Origin of the sequence: Butyricimonas sp. RTP31003st1_G1_RTP31003_210430 (assembly GCF_040920905.1) — a bacterium.
In the GTDB taxonomy this organism is placed as follows: Bacteria; Bacteroidota; Bacteroidia; order Bacteroidales; family Marinifilaceae; genus Butyricimonas; species Butyricimonas paravirosa.
This window is the reverse complement of record NZ_JBCOSQ010000037.1, coordinates 21,654-47,670: the sequence shown is the minus strand read 5'-3', so window position 1 is coordinate 47,670 and position 26,017 is coordinate 21,654. Positions and strand designations below refer to the sequence as shown.

Sequence of the window (26,017 nt, the reverse complement as noted above, 5' to 3'; positions counted from 1 at the left end):
GGTATATATAGACCGACGCATTCAGGATTTCTCCCGTTCTCGGATCCGTCCACGAGGGACCCATCCCGTTAGCGATACTAATTGGGGCATAACGAATACAACTATATTTCAAGTTATCCGGATCAAATTCCAGATCATCTGTCGGAAAATCACGGCTGATCATGACGTTTTTCATACCGATTTTCTCGAAAGCTTTGTTCCATTCTTTAATTCCCGCATGTACGGCAGCCTTCCACTCTTCCGGGAAACCATTATCCACGTAGAACACGATGGGCTTTACCGGTTCCACCAGTTCCCCCCGCTTGTAAGCCTCCATATCTTTCGGCTCCACTCTCCAACGATTCATCAAAAAAGTATATTTGGCTCCATCCGTACGGGTGGTCATATCTTCCTTCACGGAATAGAAAAGTCCTACTCTCGGATCAGCCAGACGTTCACGCATCAAATCCTTATCCGGTAACAAAATCATTGAACGATTCATTTTCACGGTAACAGCCGTTTTCACGCTTTTCCCCGTTATAGGAGACATCACGCTCTGGTCATAAGATAAAGAAGAAATTACCGCAATATTATCCTCGAAGGCTTTCACCTCATCTATATAAGAAACCTCTTTATTAAAAGTAGCTCTTCGTTTTAACTTCCCGTAACCGGTTGAACGACTATACGGATCAAAAGGTGTCAGACGAGCATCATCTGCCAGAAACAACCAAGTCATATCGAACACGACGGCTGTACTATCCGCATTGTAAGCCATAATTTCCATCGCTTTCAGCACGGGCGGCACGTTACGATTCCGAATAGCCCGATTATATGCCTCTTGCTCTATGCCACTATACACTTGTAGCACGGAGGGCAAACTCATCTGGATCAACTCAATTTTATTGTCCCTTTTCTGAAAGGCTATATGCAAAGGATCTGTTGTTTTTTGCCCGACAATAGCATTGCTATTGTCACTAATCCCGGCCACGGTCGACCCTAACAGAAACTCTCTTTTCAGTAAAGTCAAGGGCAGCTCAAAATAGACCTTATTCTCAAACTTATGCAACGTGATCATTCCCTTTCGGGTCACGCATTCCTTCCCTTCAAAAAGCTGGTCATATTTGCTCTCCTTTTTTTGTTCCACGTTCTCCTTCTTTCCTTTCTTTTTCCGTTTTTCAGCCTGAACCTCAACAGAAACCGTCAACAAAAAGGAAAAAAGACAGAAGAGGATTAAAAGGAATCTTCTATTCATATATCTTGTTTTAAAGTACATCATTTATTTTTTAGAAATCCCTCTATCTGCGATAACAAGTAAGCATAATGTCCCCGAGTCTCGTAAGAACCATTGTTTTTATTTACTTTCATCAGGTTTTGTATTTTCAAAATCATCTGATGCAAAAGATGCTGGTTATTATCATTCGATATGTTCGCCACGTATTGAATAAAATCATATCCCAACCTGTCATTCAAATCTTGTCGGCGTTCAACCAAGTTGGAGAATTGATCAAAATTCGTAGCTTTCATACTTATTGCTTTCCTCATCGGTAATTTTTCCATTATTTCCCGAATCTGATAGTCCGGTAACTGCTGGTGCCCTCCACAGGCACAACCAAATGCCGGACGAGATTTAGCCAACACCATATCGGCCATGCTCTTCCTGCCCGTAGCCGGATTTACCCCACTGATTAAAGAATTTACAACTTCCGTCTGCAGAATACGTTCTGCCTCCGTCGGATTCTTTCCGCGAAGAGTTGAGGCCCAAATCAGATTATAAAGATCATCCAAGTATTCTTGGGGAGAATAACCATTCGGATCACGATACACACCTAATGCCAAACGTTTGGTCGAAACGAGTGAACTGGCAAAGGCCTTTAATAGCAACCGGGCATTAGAACCGTCAAATTCCAAGTTTTTTACCACTTCCGGGCAATCCAACCATTCCATATTCTTCAACTCGTTAATGGCAAAACGCAAAGCCCGTTTTTGAATTTCTTTCGGAACAACTTGATAAGTCTTATAAGGATCTCCCACGAAGTGTTCGTTAATATAGAATCCTCCCACGTTTGCCAAAGCAGTATAGATATATTGAGAATATTGATTACAAATTTCCCGGTAGATATTGTCCCGGTAAGTATAATCCTTATCCTGACTGTCCATCCAATGATTGAGATTTTTCAGAATATATTTCAGATTCTTAATCCCGTACTCACCAGCCTTGACAGCATCATCACTCAAATCTTCAGTCAAAGATGACGGGTCAAAAGTACCATACCCGATTTGTTGCTTACCATACCGGAACATCGGATCCCCGATCTTATCTGAAATCATTTTCCGCAAAACAGGTAATTCTTCTTCCGGGGTGCGTGCATCCAACAAGGGTTTATATCCCCATTCGATAGCGTAATAATCATACACACCCAATTCCGGGGGAGTCAAAGAGACCCCCTTATCTTCAGGTTGCGCAATGTAGTTAAAACGAGCGTAGTCCATGATAGAAGGAGTTGTCCCGTATTTTTCCATAAATTCCGCATCCCGGTAGGATTCCACGGGAATAGAGGCAGAGGCAGCCATGTTATGCATCAAGCCTAACGTGTGTCCGACTTCGTGTGCCACGATATAACGCATACTTTCAAACAAAACATCTTCCGGTAACTTTGTCGTTCGCACTCGCTCGTCCACCTGAGCTGTCTGCACGAAACGCATATTATTGATCAACTTGATCACATCATGATAAATCAACACGGAAGCATTGACCACTTCACTGTTACGAGGATCAACCCAAGATGGTCCCTGAGCATTAGCCATCCCGACAGGACAATAACGTACACAAGAATATTTGATATTATCCGGATCAAACTCCGGGTCATCTTTCGGAAAATCATAAGATTGAACAGCATTTTTGAAACCGATTTTTTCAAAAGCCTTGTTCCAAAGTCTGATTCCCGCATGAATGGCAGTCTTCCATTCGTTCGGAAATGCATCGTCCACGTAATAAACGATCGGTTTCACTGGTTCCACCAGTTCTCCCCGCTTATAAGCCTCCACATCCTTAGGCTGAAGGTCCCAGCGATTAATATAATAAACGTCTTTCACGCCATCCAGATCATCCGTAATCACCTCTTTACCGGAAACGAAATAACCGATACGAGGGTCTGCCAAACGGGGACGCATCCTCGGTTCTTCCGGCAACAATACCAATGAACGATTTACTCCTACCGTCACAGGCTCATCAATAACCAGCACGAACATTCCATGAAGCGCAATATCCTGTAAATAGGAAAGCGAGGAAGTAATCGAGACATTATCTGAAAAGGCCTTTATATCCCCGACATAAGACAGTTCTGACTGGAAACGCTTCCTACGGGTTCCCTGCCCGTAATACACCTTTTTTCCGTAAGGATCAAAAGGATCCATCCGAGAGTCGTCACTCACGAAGAATTTAGTTGCCTCAAACACAACCGCAGTACTATCGGCATTATAAGCCTTCACTGCGAATCCTTCCATAATTGGTAAACGAGTTCCCATTTCCATGGCCTGTTCAATATGCTTATCTTTACTTTGGCTTGATATTTGTGCCCGGGAAGGATTAGTAACTTCCCGCAAATACACCATACTATCCGTCATGGTAAAAGCAACGTGTAACGGGGTCTGATTTTTTTGTCCCACCAACGCATTCGAATTATCGCTGATACTGGAAACAGTTGATCCAAGCAACATATCCCGTCCCAACAAACTCAGCGGGAATTCAAAATACAATTTTCCATCCACTTTGTGAAGGGTAATCATCCCTTTCGCCGTGGTGCATTCTTTACCCTTAAAGAGTTGGTCATAAGCAGATTCTTTAGGAGTTTGAACATTCTCCGTTTTTCCTGCTTTCTTCTTTTTCTCTCTCTTTTTAGCATCTGTAATCAATGGAACACAGACAAGGGCCATCAAAACAACTAAAACTTTGATTTTCATAAATACATTTAATTTACATACAATTTATTTCGTCCCGATATTTATACAAAGGTCTTTCCGTCTGGAGCAAACAAGACGTAAAAAAGTCTCTGCCACAGTCGAGTGGAAGGAGTCCAAAAGCGTTTCAAAATGAAATACTTCTGGATCTCCTTGATTACTTGTTACCGATTAATATCCCCAACCATTACCACTACATACTTTATAGCGGATATGTACGATTTCGCCAAAATTATGAGTTGACGCATAAATCAACTTCTCTTTTTGACCATTCACGGCCTTTCTTGTCAGATCCAACACGTAAAACTCTCCGGATTGCATTCCTATAGCCACCCGACGGCTACCAACACTCTCGGAATCTATCGCCGTGATAATCTGCCCTTGTGGGAATTCATAATATTTCTCCACGGGCATCTTAGCGTCCCGATCGTACAACCACAACTCATTATCTTTAGAAATCAAAACATAAGGGGTTCCAAAATCATCCCCGTACACCCATGAACGTAATACATTAAATACATTTTTAGAGGTTCCGTTTATCACTTGATTTAGATCTATCTGACGCTGTAATACCGGGAATGCAGAAGGAGCAGAAGATTCACTCATCGCATTCACACGAAAATCATGCGTGTAATAATTCCCGGTTGTCCGGTCTCGTAAAATAGAGTAATATCCCTGATCTCCACTTTCTCCCTCTTTTACCTCATAATAACCAGTATGCAACACCTCCATATTCCCCAAATTATCCAATCGGGCAAAATCAGGCGCATACCCGGATTCATCCACCGTAAATTTCACTACCTTTCCTGCTGTTTCCTTTTTCAAGTCCGCAATAGCCAGAAAACGGTTATGCACCTTATCATACATAACAGTATAATTCAAGTCAGAGAAAGGAGCCAACACCATACGAGATCCATCTACTTCTTCATTTTCGAATTCCAACGGACGGTCGATAAAATAACCGGAATTGTACAATTGATTCGTTAATTTCTTACGCGTATATACCTTTCCATCATGATTAACCACACAAGTCAGCCACTTCATATCAATCATATCAATCGGTTTAAAATCTACCGGTAAATTTCCATCCAGAAAAATATCATTCAAAAGAATATCTTTCGTGAAATCTTCTCCGGATAGATCCACGCATCCTTGACCTCCATTTTGTAGTACCCAAAAATGCCCGATACCGCCTCTTGCTGCAAAATGTTCCAGCACTCGAACCGGTTCCGTTCCTAACTCTTCCCCATTAACCAATTGATAAATATCAGGAATATCGGTATACGTGAATTTACCATACTCACTTCCATCATCTTCTTGGGTTTCTCGGATATATGACAAAACAGACTTTCCGTTCTGTTTCGCAAGAACAACCCAAGCCTCTTTGGCATACGCAGAACTTAACATCGCTGAAATTCCCCCGGAGAAAGTTACTCCGGTACGATTATCGGTCACGTTCAAATAAACGTTATGGTTACTAGTCACGGTATCAACAACCCATTCCAAATTTCGTTGATCGGAAATTTCTTTTCCAAGGAACGTCCATTTGTAACTCAAATCGACATCATTGCTATCAATGGCAAACGTCAATCTCGGAGTCAATTTAATTTTTTCTCCTAGAATAGCCTCAAAATAACTTGCATCAAAAGTAATCTTAATATCATTCTTGGGATCATACGAATAATTTCCCTTATCATCATAGCAGGAACTCACTCCCAGTACTGTAATGATTAACAGAAGTATATATCTTATTTTCATCACCATCACTTTTTAGTTATTAATAAATAGGCACCGTCATATTCAATTCAGGGTGTAAAGCCAGATAGTCTTTAAATTCCAATGCCAATACCCGCAATTTTGTCGGGTTTTCTTTTAACAAAACAGGGATCTCGGTTGCATCAACCTGAGTAACGATCAGGAAATACTTGTATTTTTCGGGAGAATATTCACCCAAATATACCGTTATAATATCTCCTTCCCACCAGAGAGGTTTGCTTTCCACGTTATCAAAATGAACCTTTACCGTGCGATTACGCCTTAACCCCGGGGTAAAGCCATTTCCCTCTTCCAGTTTGATCATTAACGTCACGGGACCATCATTCAATCTTTCCGTTTTTTTCAAGGTCACATAAAGCGTATCTTTCAGCTGGTTGGCCCCGAACTTCGGTTCCATGTTCAGAACATACTCTTCAGGAAGAGCCGTAGTCCCCGTATCTACCACCGAGATACGATAGACAGCATCTTCTGCAAGAGGATCACCCATTAAATTCACCTCGAAACCGGCCTTATATTCTTCATTGGTCGGATAGTGGGAAAAAGACACGGATAAATCTGCACTATCCAAGCTTGTCGTGAAATAAAGATAGCGTTCTGAATGATAAGTTTTTATTTCCTCTTCACTACAGGAAAAAAGAGCAAACACTATCGCAATTAGAATTATATATATTTTCATAAGTATCCTTTTTTTATTAATGAATCAGTTGATTGTCCGGAAGAGGCAACACCCTGCCAATCGTGTATCCCCAATCATTCGGAGTCATATCATATTTTTTATAATAATAAAACAACTGTCCTTCTCCGATAAAATCTCTTCTAGCATCTCTCAAAATAGCTTTTTGCATTTCCTCCAAACTCTCAATCTGAAGTTTTCCACCCCGAATCCCTCTTGCCATTCTCACCTCATCCAGTTTGTTAATACCTGATTGAGTCTGTCCTTCCGTGTAAAGAGCTTCACTAATGATATAGTACATCTCGCTTAAACGAATCATCGGAATCAGATCCTCCCCGTAAGAATTACCGACTTGCGTAGTATATTTCTTTGAATAGTAATAATAATCATCCACAACCGAAAATAAGGTCAGGCGGGCATCCTCTGTATCAACCTCATCATAATTTTCATTATAAATAATGGCATCATAGTATACCGGCAATTTAATGTCATTAGCCGTTCCCAGATAATTGCTATAATCGTCTATTAATTTCTGATTGGAAAGTCCAAAGATCACCCCATCATACAATTTATAATTACTATTATAACTCCCACCTCCGGTAAACGTGAAACATTTGGTATTATAACTGCTTTGGGGATAAGTGGCCTCAACTACTTCTTCTGCACATTCTCTTGCCAGAGTTTGTTTGTCCCCATATGAGTACACACGTGCCAAGGTCGCACAAATAGCATAGTAGTTCATCCGAAATCCCCGGTACATATAGAACAAATCATCCGGCAAATAGGAATCACCGGATCCCCGTCCCCCTTCTATTCTTAATCTGGTACTCATCCATACTTTATGATTGCCGGTCGTATCAAAAGGAGCAACCAGATCTTTGGCTTTAAGCAAGTCCCGTTCTATTTTTTCTAAAATCACGGGAACACTTGCTCTAGCCTCAGAGGTTGATCCGTATCTTTCATAGTACGGGATATATCCTTTGTCATCCGCAACTTTAGGAGCCGGGGCAAACAAACGTAACATATCGAAATGCAGATAAGCCCGTAAGGCCAGTGCCTCCCCGTGAATCATATTCCGTTCTTCCTCTCCACCAGCAAATTTAGACGGATTTTCCCCGTCAATCCGGGCAATGATATTATTACAGTTTGCGATAGAATTGTAGGCTTGAGACCAAAAAGCCTCGCTGATATTCTTCACGACTTGAACATTGTATTTCCCCAGTAACACATCATAATACTCGTGATTACTACAATCATAATAAATCGTCAACGGATCATACACCCATCCCATTACGTCCACAAATCCCCAAGTTAATTCCCTTCCGTACATTTGGGTGGTTGCCATATCCCGATACACTCCATTCAACGCATTCCGGTAACCGTCTCCATTGGCGAACAGAGTCTCTTCGTTTACCTGATCGTCAGGTGCTACATCCAACCATTGCTCACATGAACTCAACATGATCGGCAACAATACAGCTAATATTATCTTATTTATCTTCATATTCTATTGATTTCTAATTTCCTAAATAACGTTGAGCCGTTTTAGAACGTCGCTTTTATTGAAAAATTCACGGATCTGGCAAAAGGATAACTAAGTCCACGTTCCGCCTTAACGGAAGAGATCCGCAAAAGGTCATTAGCCCCAATTTCCAAACGTAACATACCTAAATGAGCCTTTTTAATCAATTCTTGATCAAAATCATACCCTAGTGTAATCGAATTCAATGTCACAACATTATAATCCTGTACAAAACGCTCGGTCGGATTCGTAGTCTCAATGGATCCTCTCCCGGTTTCCAAAGCTTTGTATTTTGCTTTATCGCCCGGATTTTTCCAACGGCTGGTAAACACCCGTTTATCTACATTTGAGCTGTATAAATTAGCATTCTCCACCTTGTCCACCAAAGTTTGGTTATATTGTTGTCCCCCGAACTCATACATAAACGTCGTGTACAATGTGAAGTTTTTATAGTTCACGTTAAAACCAAACGTTCCTTGTGCCTTGGGTTCTGTATTTCCCACAACAACCTGTTCAGAGCTATTCCACGTGTAAGTAACAGAACCGTCACGATTGACTAGAATCTCCTGTCCGGTAGCCGGATCTATCCCCAAAGATCTCATCGCATAGATAGAGGTCAACGATCCTCCTTCCGTGTATTTTGTGATGGGTTTGGAAGTGGACCCGTCGAATGCATTCGACTCGGCAAAATCCTTGTCAACCGCATCATTATAAGCTTTCAAGCTCTCGGAAACTTTTAATATCTCATTTTTATTATGAGCTAGGTTAGCAAACACGGAAACATACCAGTCATTGTTACGGAAAAGATCACTTTTAAATTGAATCTCATACCCTTTATTCATTATCTCTCCCAAATTATCCATGTAAGTCGTGAACCCTGCCGCACTTTCAATGGTCACATCATTAATTAGATCCACCGTTTTCTTACGATAATAAGAGAACTCCAGTTGGAAGGCTCCATTAAACAGTTGTATATCTATACCTAAATCTAACTCTTTCGTTTTTTCCCAAGCAAGATCCTTATTCCCTAAAGCCATTAATGAGGCCCCGAAACCGGTCTTATACCATTCATCACTCAAAATCTGGTAAATTGTTTGTGCTGCATACGGTGGGAAATTTACTTTACCTGTTACCCCGTAAGACCCCCGGATTTTCAACATATCAACGTAACCGAATTTCTTCATAAACTCGTAATTATGAAGATTGATACCAAGACCTCCGGACCAGAAAGGAGCAAAACGCTTATCAGAACCGAATTCAGAAGAACCGTCTGTTCTCACGGAAAGGTCTAACAAATAGATATTATTATAGGTATAATTCAAGCTTGCCAACAAACCAAATAAACGGGTTCTGTTCTGACTAACGGTCGGTTTCTCCACAATCTCTTGTGCATAGTTAGGAGAATGCAACGTCCCGGAAGGAAAACCTCGATAATAAGCTGAAGTAGTCGATGTCTCCGTAGAAGTGGCATTGATACCAACATTCAAGTTAATATTGTGACCTCCTAAAGTACGGTTGTAAGCCAAAAAAGCATTCAAATCCCAGTCAAACCCGTCTCCCGTACTGGTTCTAAGTTCACCGGAACTACTATTAGTAGAACCTAACACCTTTGTATTACGCATTGACTTCGGGTCAATAAAGTCCTCTGTTTTTGTGTTTTTCTTGGTCAAACTGAATTGTCCCTTTATCTGTAAATAATTATTAACATACCAGTTGGCACTCAAATTATTTATCAACTCGTCTACCTGCGTTTTATTAAAACTTTGCAATCCAGCTTCATACAAAGGATTTTTCACCTCTGAATCCGATTCTCCATGCCATTTTTGAGTCGTTTTTAAATAATTCCCGTTCTCATCTTTATACATATCATACGGTTGCTTGGAAGTATAATCAGAGAAAGTTCCATAAGGAGATTCCTTAGACCGTGTGATATTATAAGAGATATAATTTTTTACCTGCAAAGAACCGACCCGATAGTCTATATAAAATCCAGCACCCATTCGATCACGGAAAGATTCTTTCATCACACCGTCTTCGTTATTATAGAGCATATCTAAACCAAAACGAATATCATTGGTTCCTCCCTCTATATATAAACTATGTTTATGATTGAATGCCGTTTGTAAAGGTTTGGACAACCAATAAGTATCAACTCCGTGTACAATATTATTCAATTTGCCATTATACTCCACATCATACTTATTCTGAGCTGTTGGATTCTCTCCTTTATAAATACCTGCTGCCACCTCTGCCTCTAATTTCTCCCTCGCATTCATTAAATTGTAATCGGTCAAATCCGGAGCAGTTACCGTCCCGGTCATGCTGTAAGATACAGAAACTTTCCCCGGAACGGGAGCCACGGTCGTTATAACAACAACCCCATTAGCAGCCCGCGACCCGTACATGGCTGATGCTGCCGCATCTTTCAAGATGGTAATGCTTTCAATACGATTCGGGTCCATGTCATATAACTTTTCCACGCTAATCTCGAAACCGTCCATAATAAAAGTGGGTAAATTAGGATTGTTTTCCAATTCGGATTTTGAAAGATTATTCTTTCGATCCAAATCCTTCACTCCAATACCAGAACGCCCACGGATATATAATTCAGGTACATTATTCGGGTCCGATCCCCATTGATTATTTTGTTGAATACGAAAAGAAGGATCAAAGGTCTGTAATGCCTGTAGCACGTTTGTTTTAGACACTTTCAGCAAATCCTCTCTTTTAACGGTTACGGAATTTCCTGTAAAACTTTCTTTGTTAATATTGGCATATCCTGTCACGACAACTTCCTGCATTTCTTTCACGTCTTCTTTCATACGGATAGAAATTTCTTTCTCATCATTCTTGGGATCATTGGATAAACGGTATTCCTGAGAAACCATACCGACAAAAGAGAATACCAATATCGTACTATCCATCTTCGGGACCTCAAGCGAAAATTTCCCGTCAATATCCGTAACAACCCCTAACGTAGTTCCTTTGATAAGCACCGTTACCCCCGGAAGGGTTAATCCCTTCTCGTCCATCACCTTTCCTTTGATTTTCCGGAATGTTGCCTTCTGTTCCTCATCCTTTCCGTCTTTCTTCGAAATAACCAAAAAGTTCTCGACTAATTTACATTCCAAACCACTTCCTTTTAATGCCTCATTTAAAGCATCTTTGGCATTCACGTTATTCAAGCGAACGGTTACACGGGCCATGTTTTTTAACAACGTGTTATTATACACCACCACGTAACCGGACTGTACTTCCACTTCCTTTATGATGTCTTCGATCAAAGCATCTTTAAAGGAAATACTAACTTTTTCCTGTGCAACTCCCGTTTCAGCATGTAACTGAAACAGAGTTACAAAAACGATCAATAATTGTAATCGCATAATTTTCCAAAATTTGGACCATACTTTTCCCGTCCGGAAAAGTTTATCCTTTAAAAATTTTTTCATAGATTTGTGTAACTATTTGTTTAAAATTCTCTCTTGCAGGAGAGGGTTATTAAAGCGAAAAAAGGGGAAGAGGCCAATCTTCCTCTTTTTCATTTTTTACTTATCCATATCATACCATCTTTTTGTATTGAAAATTTTACTGATTGAGTATTTTCTAATAATCTGAGCATAAAATCTATCGGTCTGTTCCGTAAAGCTGCCCCCGAGAAACAAACATCTTGCAAGGATTCGTCCTCAAAACGAAATTCGACATCATACCAGCGCCCCAAAGCTCGCACAATTTCTGACAACGGGGTATTGTAGAAATGGAAAGTCCCATGTTTCCAAGAGGTGTAATATTTCAAATCGACCGGATTAATTGTCACCTCACCTGATTTCTTGTCATAAACCGCCCGTTCCCCAATATTCACCTTATTTACGGTATTGTTTGCCAACAGATTGATGCGTCCAGTTTCAAGTATTGCGCAACAGTTATACTCATCCGGATAACAGGATGCATTAAACGAGGTTCCAGTAACTTCAATGGTTGCCCCATCCATCACAACATTAAATTTCCGTTTTACATCTTTCTTCACTTCAAAATAAGCCTCGCCCTTCAAACGAACTTCCCGAACATCCAAACCGAAACATAACGGGTATTCCATTTCTGTCTCTGAATTTAACCAGACTTTCGTCCCATCAGACAGTATCAACATGTATTCCCCTCCCCGAGGAACCACGATTTTATTATAAACGACCTTTTCAACTTGCCTTATGCCTCGAGAAGGGTCATAATAATTCAAAGTATTGCTCGTTCCTCGCAATAAAATTTCCTGTTCGGCTAATCCATCTCGTAAAGTGGAATCGCCTAATTGTAAAAGATCGATTTCCTGACCGTCTGATAAATAAAGAGTGGCTTTCGACATACCCGGCTGAATCTGATGGGCTATTACCGGGGACTCCATAGTCTCATTAGGAGCCATAAAATAATAAGCTATGGCAACGAGTATCAAGGGCAGAAGAATTCCAGCAGCATAACGTAACCACACATACCGATGAATGGAACGAGGTTTTATCCGCCTCATCACCTTTTCCAAAGCATTTTGCTCGTTCAATACATCATATCCTTTTACAAGTTCTCCTGATTCTATAATCGAGCGAATCTGTTCAAAGACAAGCCTATTTTTTTCAGAGGCTTCTATCCATTCTTGTAAAGAAAGTTTTTCCTCTTCTGAACAGATGCCCTGGTAATCTCGCCATATAATATCTTCTATGTCTTCCTTTATCATCATAACAGAAATCATCTTGCTATTACTATAGAGAAGACGAAAAAAAATGGAAATGGGTGAAAGAATTTACTCGGAAACAGCAAAAAAAGCAAGAAATAATTTGAAATCATCCTTGTTTAGATTTTCACGCAAGATACGAATACTTCTAGATAGTTGTGTTTTCACCGTATTCAAAGAAATATGCATCTCGTCTGCAACATCCTTATATTTTCTGTTATTCACGCAGATTGCGGTAAACACATATCGGCATTTATCCGGAAGATTCTCTATTGCCTCCAATAATTTATCTATTTTGGAATCTTCCTCCGATTCTGCTTGAAAAAAATCTTCCAATTGGTCTGCTAAAGAGTTTACATCAACAGTATCGTATTTTTTTGCCCGGGCCAGATCAATACAGGCATTACGTACCATTCGGTACAAATAGGAACGCACGGAAATTCCTTCTGAATCTTCTTTAAATACATTCCAAAACTTAACAAATACCTCTTGCACGATATCCTCTGCCTCGGAAAAATCACCACAAAGTTTCGCCCCATACAAACATAGCGCTTTGTAATTTTTATTGAAAACATCAACAAACAATTTTTCCTTTATAGTCAAATCCGAAGACATCTATTTATACTTTATCTATATTCCATCTATCGGGGATAAAAGTATAAAATTATTCTATTTTTTCCGCCAAACAAGTAATTTTTAATTGTATACGTTTATTTCTCAACCACTAACATTATTAGAAAACAAAAGAAACGGCCCTGTCAAACAATAACAGGACCGCTCGGAATATATTCTTAGTAAAAAGACCTATACGTAATTAGTCACCCAAAGTAGCAACCATCACAGCCTTAATCGTATGCATACGGTTTTCTGCCTCGTCGAACACGATAGAGTTCTCTGATTCAAACACTTCCTCGGTTACTTCCAATCCGTTCATTCCGAATTGTTTGTAAACGTCACGTCCTACTTGAGTTTCCAAGTTATGGTATGCCGGTAAGCAGTGCATGAATTTGCAGTTCTTGTTTCCAGTCAATTCCATAGCTCTCTTATTCACTTGGTACGGGGTCAACAATTTGATACGCTCTGCCCATACTTCTGCAGGCTCACCCATAGATACCCATACGTCAGTGTACAAGAAATCGCAACCTTTCACACCTTCTTCTACATTATCCGTGATCGTAACAGTTGCACCGGTCTCTTCTGCAATAGCCTTACAAGTAGCAACCAATTCTGCATCCGGTTGTAATTCTTTCGGAGCAACGATGCGAACATCCATACCCATTTTAGCACCACCTACCATCAACGAGTTACCCATGTTGAAACGAGCATCGCCAAGATAAGCGAAAGTTACTTTGTTCAACGGTTTGTCGGTATGCTCCATCATGGTTAAGAAGTCTGCCAAAATCTGAGTCGGGTGGAATTCGTTAGTCAAACCGTTCCATACCGGAACACCAGCGTAACGAGCTAATTCCTCAACAATAGCCTGACCGAAACCGCGGTATTCAATACCATCGTACATACGTCCCAATACACGAGCCGTATCTGCCATAGATTCTTTTACCCCAATTTGAGATCCTGAAGGACCAAGATAAGTTACCTGGGCTCCTTGATCGTGAGCAGCTACCTCGAAAGCACAACGGGTACGAGTAGAAGTTTTCTCGAAAATCAAAGCGATGTTCTTACCTTTCAAACGAGGTTGCTCGGTTCCTGCATATTTTGCTTTCTTCAGATCAGCAGCCAGGTCCAACATGTATTTTATCTCCTTCGGACTAAAGTCCAATAACTTTAAAAAGTTTCTGTTTCTCAAATTAAAAGCCATAACTTTATTTATTTTAGATTTATGATTTTAGATTCCAAATTCAAGGACTCCATACCTTGTATTAAAATCAGGTCAAAATTACAATATCCAATCGAGAATAAAAAAACATTTTCAGTTTTCAATTCTCCATATTCAATTATCTTCTGTCGTCTTCGTATTCCATGGTGATCTTTGAACCATATCTCCGATCTTCCAACTTGGTAGCCTCGGTGATCACGGATTTTTGACCGCCATCCTTAACAAAACGCAGACAAGCACGGATTTTAGGAGCCATACTACCTTCGGCAAAGGTTCCATCTTCCAAATATTTCATCGTGTCGGCATAGTCCAAGAATTCCAGTACTTGCTGGGTCGGTTTCTTGTAATCCTTATAAATATAAGGTACATCCGTCAAAATATAGAATTCATCCGCTTTTACACGGGTTCCAACCATGGCTGAAGCCAAATCCTTGTCAATTACCCCTTCGATCGGCTGAATATCACCTTTCTCATCAATATATACCGGAATACCACCCCCTCCGGTCGTGATCACGATGTTTCCTTCACGAGCCAAACGCTCTACCAAATCAGCATTCATAAAATCTTTCGGATCCGGCGAAGGAACCACACGACGCCAACCACCTTCTACCTTGATCTCTTCTTTGAACACCCAACCTTTCTCTTGAGCTAATTTATCAGCCTCATCCTTCATGTAAATTTTTCCTACCCGTTTGGTCGGATTCTGTAAAGCCGGATCGTTCTTGTCAACAATCACCTGTGACACCATAGAGATCACGTTACGTTGCAACCCGTGTTCTTTCAAGATATTACGTAAGTTACGTTCAATCATGTACCCGATTTGTCCTTGCGTGAAAGCCACACAAACATCCAATGGCATAGCGGCATTGTCATATTTCTCCACACCGGCAGCGTTATCCATCAAAACGTTTCCAACCTGAGGACCGTTTCCATGAGAAATAATCAGATTATATCCTTCTTTTATTAAATATACCAAATTCTCCAAAGTGTCGATGGTATTGGCATTTTGCTCTTCAATAGTACCTTTTTGATTTCCTCTCAAAAGAGCATTACCTCCCAACGCAATAACTGCTAATTTTTTTTCCATTACTCGTATTTTATTTTATTATTTCTTTTCTATTCGAAAAATTCTGCGTCCACAAAGCTAGCGAAATTAGTTATACAAAAAATAGGTAAAATTCTTTTTTATCAAAACATAAAACACTGCAAATCAAATTACTGTATAAATATTCTCCCCATTTTTATAAATATGCAGCGTAAAAACCGGACTTTTGACCATTCGGAAAAAATTTATCATTTATTTCTCTTAACAGTCTCTTTTTTTGTACCTTTGCGATATGCAAAACGAAAACAAACCATCATCGAGAAATTTGTTCCAGCGATTTGCAAACAAATACACTTTCGTGGGGCTGCTATTTGTTATCTGGATCGCTCTGTTCGATAAATACAGTTTTATCGATCGGTTACAGTTGCGTTCAAAAATCAACCAATTGGAGAACGAACAAAAGTATTACCGGGAGAAAATAGAAGAGGACAAACGTAAGAAAGAAGAGTTGTTGGGAAACCGGGATAACCTGGAGAAGTTTGCTAGAGAGCAGTATTTAATGAAGAAAGAAAACGAGGATATTTTCATCATTGTAAAGGAATAATCGATTGGGAAGAATTATTGCTATTGATTACGGGAAAAAGAGAGTGGGCATAGCCGTTACCGATCCATGCCAAATTATTGCCAACAGTCTAACCACGGTCAGATCACATGAGGTATTGCAATTTTTGCAGGACTATTGCTTGAAAGAGAAAGTAGACTTGATTGTTGTGGGACATCCCAAGCAAATGGATAACACGGATTCGGAAAGCATGACCTATATCAAACCCTTTCTTACCGCTCTCGGTCGCAAGCTACCGGACATACCCATCGTTATGTATGACGAACGTTTCACTTCCGTACTGGCCCATAAAGCCATGATCGAAGGAGGGGCAAAAAAGAAACAACGTCAGGACAAAGCGATAATCGATGCTATTAGTGCCACGATTATATTGCAGTCGTATATGGAATCACAAAGAAATCTGAATATTTAAAAATGCTTTTACCTATTTACATTTATGGACATCCGGTTCTTCGGAAAGTTTCCGAAGACATCACCCCGGAATATGCGGGATTGAGTAAATTACTCGACGATATGTGGCAAACAATGTACGAATCAGACGGAGTCGGACTGGCTGCCCCGCAAATCGGAAAAAACATTCGTATTTTCGTGATCGACGGCTCCCCGTTCGAGGAACTGGATCCGGATTGCAAGGATTTTAAAAAAGCTTTTATCAACGCACATATCTTAGAGCGTTCGGGAGATGATGTACCTTTCAACGAAGGCTGTTTAAGTATCCCCGGAATTCACGAAGATGTTATGCGAAAAGACCGGATAAAAATTGCCTATCGGGATGAAAACTGGGTGGAACACGTGGAAGAATTCACGGGAACTCGTGCCCGCATTATCCAGCATGAGTACGATCATCTAGACGGGATTGTCTTCACGGATCACCTGTCTGCACTGAAAAAACGTTTACTCAAAGGAAAACTGAATAACATCAGTGCCGGAAAATTCAAACAAAGTTACAGGGTAGTATTACCCAAGTAAGTTTATAAAGTATAAAGTTTATAAGGTTCATAAAGTAACAGGTATCCTTCGGTTCCTGCTTAACGATACTCAAGCTACCGTAAAGGAAGTGCCCTGTGAGACGATAGACCTTATAAACTTTATAAACCTTATGAACCTTATAAACTATAATTAATTTACAACTAGTTTGCGCCCTATTTACTGGCATAGATTTCCTTTTCTCTTTCTCGTGATCCCGTTGATCTTGGGAATTACTGCCAGTCAATATTTATCAAGCTTTCCTTCGACGTTCATTTTAGGTGTCATTATTATATCTTTTTCCCTGCTTTTCATTATCCAGAAAGTTCGTTCCGGACTTCCGTTTGTACTACTCGCTTTTACCGGACTTTTCTCCACGGGGATATATCTATCGGAAACCAAGACACCCCCGATCATTTCAGGCGAAACTTATCAATTAACAGGACGCTGCAATCAAATTCTTTCCCCCGGAAAGCTTGTCATTTCCTCACCTCATTTATGCACGTATTTACAAATTCCAGATTCCATGAAAGTCTCGGTTGGGGATTCCCTTTCCGGGCTGATAAGATTATACCCTTTACAAACCTCACATAATCGTCATGATTTCAATTACAACAACTACTTACAACACCAAGGCATACAGGCCAAAGGCTTTCCGGTTGGTGAAATCCATAAAACCGGACACTCGCAAGACCTTTATTCTGTGTGTCACATGATTCGAAATAACTTAGCAACTAAACTACAACAGGTCATCCCAGATAGCATGACGTACAAGCTATTAGCAGCTCTTTGTCTGGGATGTAGGCAAAAAATTACTCCCGATACGAAAGAACTATTCCAAAACACAGGAACAATTCACATCCTTGCTATATCGGGATTACATATAGGAGCCATATTCGCATTTTTCTTGGGTCTATTAAAGTTATTCCATTTTAAAAGTAAAAAATTCCGCTTGATTCTGATCCCGCTAATATGGCTTGTTGCTTGCATTACCGGCCTCTCCCCTTCTGCTTGTAGAGCAGCAACCATCCTAAGCTTTATTACCATTGGAGAGGCATTCAGGCAAGAAACAATTCCTTTGAATGCCATTGCCGCTGCTGCCTTTTTTTCACTTCTTATCAATCCGGAATTACTCTATTCTGTCAGTTTTCAAATGTCATACGCAGCCTACACCGGAATCATTTTAATTTACCCGTTGATGCAAATTAAAAAGATGCACAAGTTCCTTCGCCCATTATACACGCTACTTTGCATCAGTTTTTCTGCACAGATCATGACACTACCCATCATGGCTTACTATTTCCATTCCATCAGTTTGAACAGTATCTTCATAAACCTTATCACAGTACCCGCCGCTTCTTTCCTTTTATATGGAGGAATCATACTACTTGCATTACCGGAATTCATCAGTTTTTATTTGTCATATATCATCATAGGTCTAACACACCTATTTATTTTCAGCCTACAACTATTTTCCAGAATCGTGATAAACTTACCGGATTTATACCCGACAGCAACTCACGTCATACTATTTTACCTCATCATCGTCCTTGTCATCATTTATTTGATCACGAGAAAACGTCACGTTCTTAGGTTTATCTGTTGCAGCATGAGTATATTGCTCGTTCTTCATGGCTGTTTCACGTACTATATCCAAAACCATCAGGAAATCGTGATTCGTAATCTCTACAAACAATCTGCTATCTTATTGAATTACAAAGGTTATTACACTTACCTCAAAACCACGAGCCCCAATGATGGTTTGTCCACTTATATCACAGCCAACCATTTACAAGCTTTACCCACCCATGAAGCTTTTGTCGGACAACAAATAAAATTCATTCAGAATCACCTGTCATCTTCTCAATGTTCCATATCAATAATCGACCACACCAATCCTACATTTTCTCATGAAGATATTGTCATCATTACCGAAAATATCTACCCTCCCAACTTCCTCGAGTTCCATCCGCAACAGATTATCATGGACAACTCGAACACAAGTCACTGCACGAAAGCCTGGCAAAAATTCTGTTTCAAGAACCAAATTCCGTTTTTCAAAACAAGCGAAGTGGGAACAATTATCTTGAAAATATAGGCATTTTTTTATGGAATTCGGATTATAATGCTTTATTTTGCTCGTTAATTAACACCTAACTAAAATGGACATAGTCATAGCGGGAGCAGGAGAAGTGGGGACACATCTCGCGAACATGCTTAGTAAGCAAGAACATAATATAATGTTGATTGACAGCGATGAGGAAAAGCTGGAACTATTAGGCAATCAATTAGACGTTATGTCAATCGTGGGATCTTGTACCTCGATTGGTGCATTGAAAGATGCAGGAGTACACAAGTGTGATTTATTTATTGCTGTCAATCACCAAGAAGATCAAAATATCAACTCAGCGATCTTGGCTAAAAAACTCGGGGCCAAACAAACCATTGCCCGGGTAAACAATAGCGAGTACTTGGAAGACGAGAACAAAGAGTACTTGAAAATGATCGGTATTGATTCGCTGATTTACCCGGAACGATTGGCCGCAGAAGAAATTGTAGCCTCCTTAAAACAGAGTGGTTCAAGGCAGTTACACGAATTCTCGGATGGCCGCCTGCAATTATTAGGAATCAAACTTTGGGAGAATGCCCCGGTACTCAACTTGACCTTGATAAAAATGGCAGAACGTTACGGTGCCCAGCATTTCCGCGTCGTGGCTATCAAACGAGCAGACCACACAATTATCCCGCGAGGAAATGACTCTTTCCGCTACGGAGACCTGGTATTTATTGTAACCAAGCCTTTCTATGTCCCCAATGTATTCGCTCTTTGTGGCAAATCACAATATGAAGTTAAGAATGTCGTCATCGTGGGGGGCTCCCGTATCGGCATCAAAACAGCTTCCCTATTAGAGAAAAATTACAACGTGAAGATTATCGAAAAGGATCGGGAGAAATGTATTCTCATCGCCGATAAATTAAAATCCACGCTGGTAATCAATGGTGACGGAAGAGATTTGGCCTTATTACGAGAAGAGGGAATAAAAAACACCGATGCTTTTATCAGTGTAACCCACTCGTCAGAAACCAACATTCTTTCCTGCCTGTTAGCGAAAAAGCTTGGGGTAAAAAAGAGCGTAGCCGAAGTCGAGAACATTGACTACATTGATCTGGCTGAAAACATCGGCATTGGAACCCTCGTGAACACGAAATTAATTGCCGCCTCTCATATTTATCGTTACACGATGAACGTGGATGTGAAACATTTAAAATTCCTCACATTTTCGGAAGCAGAGGTATTCGAAGTTACAGCAGAGCCGGGTTCTAAGATTACCCGTAAAACTTTGGCTGATATGAATTTCCCTGAGAACGCAACCGTCGGGGGTGTTATCCGCAACGGGGATGCCATTATAGCGAAAGGAGACGTACAAATCGAGGCCGGAGACAAAGTTGTCATTTTTGCCTTGCCCAGTGCAGTGAAAAAAGTAATCAAACTATTCCAGAAATGATTAACTTTAGGTTCATTACCAACATCATAGGAAAACTATTATTTGTAGAAAGTGCTTTCCTGATCTTATGTATTATTGTAGCCTTGATATACGGGGAGAACGATCTCATGGCTTTTGTTTACTCTGCAATCATCACGCTGGGAGTCGGGAGCCTCATGACATTTACAGTGAAAGTCAAAGACCGGGTACTTGCCAAAAAAGACGGTTATTTTATTGTAACCTGCACGTGGATTATCTTCACCATCTTCGGTTGCTTACCTTACTTATTCGGAGGAACAATTCCGTCAATTGTTGACGCCATATTCGAAACCATGTCCGGTTTCACGACGACAGGTTCCTCAGTGATAAACAACGTCGAGGCCTTGCCACATGCCACTCTATTCTGGCGTTCCCTAACTCAATGGATGGGCGGAATGGGTATCATCGTGTTACTTTTAGCTATCATTCCCGGCTTGGGAATCGAGGGGCGTGATCTTTTCGTGGCCGAAGTACCAGGTCCGACACATGACAAGTTCACGGCAACCTTCAAATCAACAGCCCGACGTATGTGGTATCTCTATATTTCACTAACTGCCGCCCAAGCTATTTTACTGTTACTAGGAGATATGGATCTCTTTGATGCCATCTGTCACTCATTCACGACGATGGCTACCGGAGGATATTCGACCAAACAAGCCAGCCTTGCTTATTGGGATTCCGCATACATCCAATACGTGGTTATCATATTCATGTTCATTGCCGGAACGAATTTCGGTTTACTCTACGTCATGTTGCACGGCAAATTCCGCAAATTATTTCATGATGAAGAGTTTAAACTATATCTTTACATCACGTTAGGGGCTAGTGCAATCATCGCAATCGTACTATTCTTGAACGGTTATGCAAACTTAGAATTAAGCATACGGGAATCTATATTTCAAGTAGTTACCATTCTAACAACAACAGGATTCGCCACTGCGGACTATCTACTATGGCCACCTCTCACGAGTGCCATCATCTTTGCCCTCTTATTTATCGGGGCATGTGCCGGTTCAACTTCGGGAGGATTGAAATGTATCCGACTCAATCTATTATTCAAGAACTCATTTATCGAGATGAAACGAATCATTCATCCTAACGGAATTATCAATGTCAAGTATAACGGGAAAAGTGTTCACCCCAATATTATGACCGGAGTGATGGGTTTCTTTATCTTGTACATGTTCATTTTCGCTATCTCCAGCCTGATCATGTCACTATTTACTCAGGATATAGCCACCGCTTGTAGTGCTGTTATCTCTAGTATGAGTAACGTTGGTCCCGGCTTCGGTGAGATTGGACCTATGGACAATTTTGCTAATCTACACGACTTTGCCAAGATATTTCTATCCATCCTGATGATGGTCGGACGTCTGGAAATATTCACGGTCCTCGTTCTATTCAGTAAAACATTCTGGAAAAAGTAATCTCTACCCACAAGATAATTTGGATCTCACCCAAAGAGAGGTATTTTCGGAGCTTAGATTCCGGGATACCTCGTTGCAAAAATAAAAAAGGACTGCCATTTCAACAGTCCTTTTTTATTCTTAGAAAAATATCCTACAATTCACCCAATCCTTGCCTTGTGACAACAATCTCATCGCCCGTACAATCAATCACTGTCGAAGGAATATTATTCCCATATCCTCCGTCTATGACCAGATCAACTAGACGATTATATTTCTCGTGAATCAACTCCGGATCAGTGATATATTCCTCGACTTCACCTTCAGCAGCTTTCACAGAAGTGGTCAGCAAAGGCCCGCCCAGCTCTTCGACAATAGCCTGAACAATAAAATTTTTGGGTATTCGAATACCTATCGTTTTACGTCTATTCATTAAGACATTGGGCAACTTACTGGTAGCCGGCAACACAAAAGTATACGGTCCCGGTAAATATTGTTTCATCAACCGAAACTCTTCATTACTTACTTTTGCATAAGCAGCGATGTTTCCCAGATCCTTACAGATCATCGAGAAATTTGCTTTCTCTGCTTTCACACCACGAATAGCCGAAACCCGTTGGACAGCCTTCACGCTATTTATATCACACCCGATCGCGTAAATCGTGTCGGTCGGGTAAATGATAACACCACCATTACGCAAGAGCTCAACGATCTTTCGAATCTCCCGATCATTGGGATTGTCCTCGAATAAACGTACAAACATGATCGTAAATTATGAATTCACTTTCTTGTGATCAGCCAAGAACGTAGCCAAACCGGAATCCGTCAGCGGGTGCTTTAACAAACCTTTGATCGCACTCAACGGGCAGGTTGCAACGTCCGCCCCGGCCTCAATACATTGAATAATATGTTGTGTGTGGCGAATTGAAGCGGCCAATACTTGCGTGTTGAAACCGTAATAAGCATACATATCCACAATCTTTTCCACCAACTCGATACCATCACTACTGATGTCATCCAAACGTCCTACGAAAGGAGACACGTAAGTTGCACCTGCTTTAGCAGCCAACAGAGCCTGTCCCGGAGAGAACACTAACGTACAATTCGTACGAATTCCCTTGTTGGTAAAATATTTGATAGCCTTAATACCATCAGCAATACAAGGTACTTTTACCACGATATTCGGGTGCAAAGCGGCTAATTCTTCCCCTTCTTTAATCATGCCCTCGTAATCAGTCGCAATTACCTCCGCGCTTACATCACCATCCACGATATTGCAAATCTCAACGTAATGTTTTCTACAATTCTCGTCACCTTTGATACCCTCTTTTGCCATTAAAGACGGATTGGTAGTAACACCGTCCAACACACCAAGGTCATTTGCCTCGCGAATCTGGTCAAGATTTGCCGTATCAATAAAAAATTTCATATTCTATCTGGTTTTATTGTTTAACTTCAATATCACAGGCAAAATTACAAACAATATCTGTAATCCGATCATATTTAGTTTATAAAGTTCACAAGGTTCATAAAGTTTATAAAGTAGCCTTATAAACTCTATAACTCCATTACGCGATTAGTCCGAAAAGAATCCATGCTACAAGTAAAGTAAATACCACATTAAACGCTTGCGCACCCAGAAAAGCATATGTGGAACGACGATTTTCAGAGGTTATCAAGCTCTTGAAATCCGTCTCCAACCCAATAGACATAAATGCCAAGGCAAACCACATACCCTGAATATTCTTCAAAATTGGTTTAGCATCAGACACGACCTCTGGAGCAACGCAGAATGAAAAAACAAGAGAAGCAGCAACGAATCCCAACACGAATTTCGGAAAACGCAACCAAATTACTTTTAACGTCGGTTTTTCTTCTGTAACCTCTTTCTTCGAATAAGACCAATAAATACTGATTAAGAAGGCCGCAACTCCCAACAACACGTTCTGTGAGAATTTCACGATCGTACTCGTCTGCAAGGCTACTTCTCCATATATAGCGCCAGTTGCAGCCACGGCCCCGGTCGTATCAATTGTTCCCCCGATCCAAGCCCCTGCCATATCCTCAGGTAATCCCATCAACTTAGCCAAACCGGGCATGATCAAAATCATCGGCACGGCCACGACCAATACTAACGATACCACGTATGACAATTTTGTTTTATCCCCTTTGATAGCTCCGGCAGTAGCAACAGCTGCAGACACTCCACAAATGGACACAGCACTGGAAAGCATCAATGACATTTCTTTGTCAATTTTCATTTTACGACATAACCAAAAGCAGAAATTCCACACGGTAAAGACAACGACACAAGATTGTATCAATCCTAATGCCCCGGCTTTCAACAAATCATCAAAGAGTACAGTCGTCCCAAGTAACACCAAACCGATCTTCACGAAAAGTTCAGAAGAAAGTGACTCCTTCAACCACTTGGGAATAGAAAATATATTACTAATGAAAAGTCCTATCAATAAACTAAATATCACGGTTTCAAATCCCCAATCCTTTAGGAATTTATTTCCTCCGACAACCATGGCCAAAAGCGTAAGGAAGAACACGACCGGAAAACTTGCAGCAATCATTTTCAATTTTTTACCCGTAAATAATCCGGCAATCAATGCCATCAGGAACATAAAACAGAAAACAATCAGAGCATGCCCCACGTTATCCAACGTGAAAACCTTATTCATTAATGCGTCAGCATCCGGCCAACTGAAAGAAGGCCAATGAGGTTTTAATTGAAATACTACTAAAAGAATTATAAACCACCCCACGATAGTAGAGGTCCAATCTTCGGAAATCTTTAACTTGCTCATCTGGAAATTTATTAATTTAGTGAATAATTTCTGTGGCAAAGTTAATACCGAGAATCAAAAAAATAATCCGTATTTTTACTGATTCTGAATTAGTACATTTCCAATAGGCCCTTAATAGAGCCCAAGTAATACTCTTTCCAACCTTCAACGATCTCCTCGAAGACCTCATCTGGAATATTCGTATGTTCTAATTCTACACGAGTCCGGGGACCGTCTTTTTTTAATTTAATGGTCACAATAGAACGTTGATCCGTCTCCCCGAAAAACCATTCCTGAACAAGCAAATGATTGGGCTTTACCTCCAGATTCACGCCACAAATATCTCCCTCCCATAAAGAAAACACGAATCCTTCCTCTGCTTTCATTTCCGCGGGATAACCACTCCACAGTTCGATTTGAAAAGGATTCGTCAATGCCGTAAAGACTTCCTCCGGATCAGCCGTAATATCAATTGTGTATTTAAAATTCATTTATAATAAAAATATAGACTTTAGGAACTTTCAGAACCGAAGACTCAACTATATGGACCTAATAAACAAGAAGTGTGATAAAATGACTTTTATCACACTTCGCTATTATTTATTTCTTCTTGTATTGTTCATTTAACTGATTTACCACATCATTGGTAATATCAAATCCCTCTTGCGCGAAAAGCACGTTACCGCCTAACGTCGTACTCAGTATTAATTGGAAACCTTTCGCTTTATTATACTCCGTCAAGAAATTTGTGATTGCATCATACAACTTCCGGTTTATTTCCATTTGCTCGCGTTGAGCATTCTCGGTCATTTCCTGTTGCAATTTCTGCAAATTTTGTTGTTTGATCATCAAATCCATCTGGGCTTGTTCGGCTCTTTCACGAGTCATAAAACCACCGTTTTCCACTTTATTCCGAAACTCTGCTGCCTCACGATCGAAGTTCTTCACTTTTATGTTCAACTCTGTCCGATTGGCTTCCAATTTCTTTAAAAACGCTTCATTCAACTCTCTCGATTGAGTATAATTGTTAAGCAATGTATCCATGTTAATGTAGACAATTTTTGCATCAGCGTTCACAGTTACAGTACCGCCTTGATTGCTCGTACTTTTACTATTTCCACTGAAATGCAAAATATACAAAACTATCACAGCAATCAACAATAACACATTTAATCCTATCGACAAATTCTTCATAAAATGTAAC

21 protein-coding genes are annotated in these 26,017 nt (G+C 40.4%); 6 read left to right on the top strand and 15 right to left on the bottom strand.

Annotation, left to right across the window (positions count from 1 at the left end; all coding sequences use genetic code 11):
- From AB5542_RS12520 to AB5542_RS12475, 10 genes are all read right to left on the bottom strand, one after another.
- On the bottom strand, nucleotides 1–1,231 hold a 1,231-nt coding region (locus AB5542_RS12520), incomplete at its 3' end, for a DUF5117 domain-containing protein (protein ID WP_368243102.1).
- Between the two features lie 20 nt (nucleotides 1,232–1,251).
- Nucleotides 1,252–3,939: a zinc-dependent metalloprotease gene (locus AB5542_RS12515; RefSeq protein WP_279040785.1), complete on the bottom strand. Its 2,688-nt coding sequence runs from the start codon at nucleotides 3,937–3,939 to the stop codon at nucleotides 1,252–1,254.
- 168 nt (nucleotides 3,940–4,107) lie between these two features.
- Entirely contained in the window at nucleotides 4,108–5,694 is a 1,587-nt protein-coding gene (locus AB5542_RS12510) for a PKD-like family lipoprotein (protein WP_279040787.1), read from the bottom strand.
- 19 nt (nucleotides 5,695–5,713) lie between these two features.
- Complete coding sequence (locus AB5542_RS12505; protein WP_118305577.1) at nucleotides 5,714–6,388, bottom strand: DUF4843 domain-containing protein; 675 nt, start codon at nucleotides 6,386–6,388, stop codon at nucleotides 5,714–5,716.
- A 16-nt stretch (nucleotides 6,389–6,404) separates the two neighbouring features.
- Complete coding sequence (locus AB5542_RS12500) at nucleotides 6,405–7,889, bottom strand: RagB/SusD family nutrient uptake outer membrane protein (protein WP_279040791.1); 1,485 nt, start codon at nucleotides 7,887–7,889, stop codon at nucleotides 6,405–6,407.
- 41 nt (nucleotides 7,890–7,930) lie between these two features.
- Nucleotides 7,931–11,356, bottom strand: coding sequence for a SusC/RagA family TonB-linked outer membrane protein (locus AB5542_RS12495; RefSeq protein ID WP_279040793.1), 3,426 nt, complete (start codon nucleotides 11,354–11,356; stop codon nucleotides 7,931–7,933).
- Nucleotides 11,357–11,445: 89 nt separating this feature from the next.
- Nucleotides 11,446–12,627, bottom strand: coding sequence for a FecR family protein (locus AB5542_RS12490; protein ID WP_279040795.1), 1,182 nt, complete (start codon nucleotides 12,625–12,627; stop codon nucleotides 11,446–11,448).
- A gap of 63 nt (nucleotides 12,628–12,690) precedes the next feature.
- Nucleotides 12,691–13,236 (bottom strand): RNA polymerase sigma factor, encoded by a 546-nt coding sequence (locus AB5542_RS12485; protein ID WP_087421590.1) that lies wholly within the window; start codon nucleotides 13,234–13,236, stop codon nucleotides 12,691–12,693.
- 199 nt (nucleotides 13,237–13,435) lie between these two features.
- Nucleotides 13,436–14,437, bottom strand: a complete 1,002-nt coding sequence (locus AB5542_RS12480; RefSeq protein ID WP_087421589.1) for an ornithine carbamoyltransferase — start codon at nucleotides 14,435–14,437, stop codon at nucleotides 13,436–13,438.
- Between the two features lie 136 nt (nucleotides 14,438–14,573).
- Nucleotides 14,574–15,542 (bottom strand): carbamate kinase, encoded by a 969-nt coding sequence (locus AB5542_RS12475; RefSeq protein WP_087421588.1) that lies wholly within the window; start codon nucleotides 15,540–15,542, stop codon nucleotides 14,574–14,576.
- A 250-nt stretch (nucleotides 15,543–15,792) separates the two neighbouring features.
- On the opposite strand from AB5542_RS12475, the gene AB5542_RS12470 reads away from it, so the two are divergent.
- From AB5542_RS12470 to AB5542_RS12445, 6 genes are all read left to right on the top strand, one after another.
- On the top strand, nucleotides 15,793–16,104 hold the full coding sequence (locus tag AB5542_RS12470; protein WP_229128360.1) for an FtsB family cell division protein: 312 nt from the start codon (nucleotides 15,793–15,795) through the stop codon (nucleotides 16,102–16,104).
- Nucleotides 16,105–16,108: 4 nt separating this feature from the next.
- Nucleotides 16,109–16,534 carry a Holliday junction resolvase RuvX gene (gene ruvX, locus AB5542_RS12465; protein WP_087421586.1) on the top strand — a complete coding sequence of 142 codons (426 nt, stop codon included), beginning with the start codon at nucleotides 16,109–16,111 and terminating at the stop codon, nucleotides 16,532–16,534.
- Nucleotides 16,535–16,536: 2 nt separating this feature from the next.
- On the top strand, nucleotides 16,537–17,091 hold the full coding sequence (def, locus tag AB5542_RS12460) for a peptide deformylase (RefSeq protein ID WP_087421585.1): 555 nt from the start codon (nucleotides 16,537–16,539) through the stop codon (nucleotides 17,089–17,091).
- Between the two features lie 166 nt (nucleotides 17,092–17,257).
- Nucleotides 17,258–19,186, top strand: coding sequence for a ComEC/Rec2 family competence protein (locus AB5542_RS12455; protein ID WP_279040796.1), 1,929 nt, complete (start codon nucleotides 17,258–17,260; stop codon nucleotides 19,184–19,186).
- A 64-nt stretch (nucleotides 19,187–19,250) separates the two neighbouring features.
- Nucleotides 19,251–20,594 (top strand): Trk system potassium transporter TrkA, encoded by a 1,344-nt coding sequence (gene trkA / locus AB5542_RS12450; protein WP_087421583.1) that lies wholly within the window; start codon nucleotides 19,251–19,253, stop codon nucleotides 20,592–20,594.
- Entirely contained in the window at nucleotides 20,591–22,039 is a 1,449-nt protein-coding gene (locus AB5542_RS12445; protein WP_118305583.1) for a TrkH family potassium uptake protein, read from the top strand. The genes trkA and AB5542_RS12445 overlap by 4 nt, the downstream gene beginning before the upstream one ends.
- Before the next feature lie 133 nt (nucleotides 22,040–22,172).
- Here AB5542_RS12445 and AB5542_RS12440 read toward each other — a convergent pair whose 3' ends face one another.
- The 5 genes from AB5542_RS12440 to AB5542_RS12420 all read right to left on the bottom strand — a co-directional run bounded on the left by AB5542_RS12440 (nucleotide 22,173) and on the right by AB5542_RS12420 (nucleotide 26,007).
- Nucleotides 22,173–22,781, bottom strand: coding sequence for an L-threonylcarbamoyladenylate synthase (locus AB5542_RS12440; protein WP_279040798.1), 609 nt, complete (start codon nucleotides 22,779–22,781; stop codon nucleotides 22,173–22,175).
- Nucleotides 22,782–22,790: 9 nt separating this feature from the next.
- Nucleotides 22,791–23,447 (bottom strand): fructose-6-phosphate aldolase, encoded by a 657-nt coding sequence (fsa, locus tag AB5542_RS12435; RefSeq protein ID WP_027201604.1) that lies wholly within the window; start codon nucleotides 23,445–23,447, stop codon nucleotides 22,791–22,793.
- Nucleotides 23,448–23,586: 139 nt separating this feature from the next.
- A complete protein-coding gene (locus AB5542_RS12430; RefSeq protein WP_087421580.1) occupies nucleotides 23,587–24,834 on the bottom strand; it encodes a YeiH family protein in 1,248 nt (415 codons plus the stop codon).
- A gap of 89 nt (nucleotides 24,835–24,923) precedes the next feature.
- Nucleotides 24,924–25,304, bottom strand: coding sequence for an SRPBCC domain-containing protein (locus AB5542_RS12425; protein ID WP_087421579.1), 381 nt, complete (start codon nucleotides 25,302–25,304; stop codon nucleotides 24,924–24,926).
- 109 nt (nucleotides 25,305–25,413) lie between these two features.
- Nucleotides 25,414–26,007: an OmpH family outer membrane protein gene (locus tag AB5542_RS12420; RefSeq protein ID WP_087421578.1), complete on the bottom strand. Its 594-nt coding sequence runs from the start codon at nucleotides 26,005–26,007 to the stop codon at nucleotides 25,414–25,416.
- Nucleotides 26,008–26,017 lie beyond the last annotated feature (10 nt).

What these genes read in the sequence shown, in the direction of transcription:
- AB5542_RS12515 (WP_279040785.1), bottom strand. Translation starts at nt 3,939, where the DNA reads ATGAAAATCAAAGTTTTAGTTGTTTTGATGGCCCTTGTCTGTGTTCCA.
- AB5542_RS12510 (WP_279040787.1), bottom strand. Translation starts at nt 5,694, where the DNA reads ATGAAAATAAGATATATACTTCTGTTAATCATTACAGTACTGGGAGTG.
- AB5542_RS12505 (WP_118305577.1), bottom strand. Translation starts at nt 6,388, where the DNA reads ATGAAAATATATATAATTCTAATTGCGATAGTGTTTGCTCTTTTTTCC.
- AB5542_RS12500 (WP_279040791.1), bottom strand. Translation starts at nt 7,889, where the DNA reads ATGAAGATAAATAAGATAATATTAGCTGTATTGTTGCCGATCATGTTG.
- AB5542_RS12495 (WP_279040793.1), bottom strand. Translation starts at nt 11,356, where the DNA reads ATGAAAAAATTTTTAAAGGATAAACTTTTCCGGACGGGAAAAGTATGG.
- AB5542_RS12490 (WP_279040795.1), bottom strand. Translation starts at nt 12,627, where the DNA reads ATGATGATAAAGGAAGACATAGAAGATATTATATGGCGAGATTACCAG.
- AB5542_RS12485 (WP_087421590.1), bottom strand. Translation starts at nt 13,236, where the DNA reads ATGTCTTCGGATTTGACTATAAAGGAAAAATTGTTTGTTGATGTTTTC.
- AB5542_RS12480 (WP_087421589.1), bottom strand. Translation starts at nt 14,437, where the DNA reads ATGGCTTTTAATTTGAGAAACAGAAACTTTTTAAAGTTATTGGACTTT.
- AB5542_RS12475 (WP_087421588.1), bottom strand. Translation starts at nt 15,542, where the DNA reads ATGGAAAAAAAATTAGCAGTTATTGCGTTGGGAGGTAATGCTCTTTTG.
- AB5542_RS12470 (WP_229128360.1), top strand. Translation starts at nt 15,793, where the DNA reads ATGCAAAACGAAAACAAACCATCATCGAGAAATTTGTTCCAGCGATTT.
- def (WP_087421585.1), top strand. Translation starts at nt 16,537, where the DNA reads ATGCTTTTACCTATTTACATTTATGGACATCCGGTTCTTCGGAAAGTT.
- trkA (WP_087421583.1), top strand. Translation starts at nt 19,251, where the DNA reads ATGGACATAGTCATAGCGGGAGCAGGAGAAGTGGGGACACATCTCGCG.
- AB5542_RS12445 (WP_118305583.1), top strand. Translation starts at nt 20,591, where the DNA reads ATGATTAACTTTAGGTTCATTACCAACATCATAGGAAAACTATTATTT.
- AB5542_RS12440 (WP_279040798.1), bottom strand. Translation starts at nt 22,781, where the DNA reads ATGTTTGTACGTTTATTCGAGGACAATCCCAATGATCGGGAGATTCGA.
- fsa (WP_027201604.1), bottom strand. Translation starts at nt 23,447, where the DNA reads ATGAAATTTTTTATTGATACGGCAAATCTTGACCAGATTCGCGAGGCA.
- AB5542_RS12430 (WP_087421580.1), bottom strand. Translation starts at nt 24,834, where the DNA reads ATGAGCAAGTTAAAGATTTCCGAAGATTGGACCTCTACTATCGTGGGG.
- AB5542_RS12425 (WP_087421579.1), bottom strand. Translation starts at nt 25,304, where the DNA reads ATGAATTTTAAATACACAATTGATATTACGGCTGATCCGGAGGAAGTC.
- AB5542_RS12420 (WP_087421578.1), bottom strand. Translation starts at nt 26,007, where the DNA reads ATGAAGAATTTGTCGATAGGATTAAATGTGTTATTGTTGATTGCTGTG.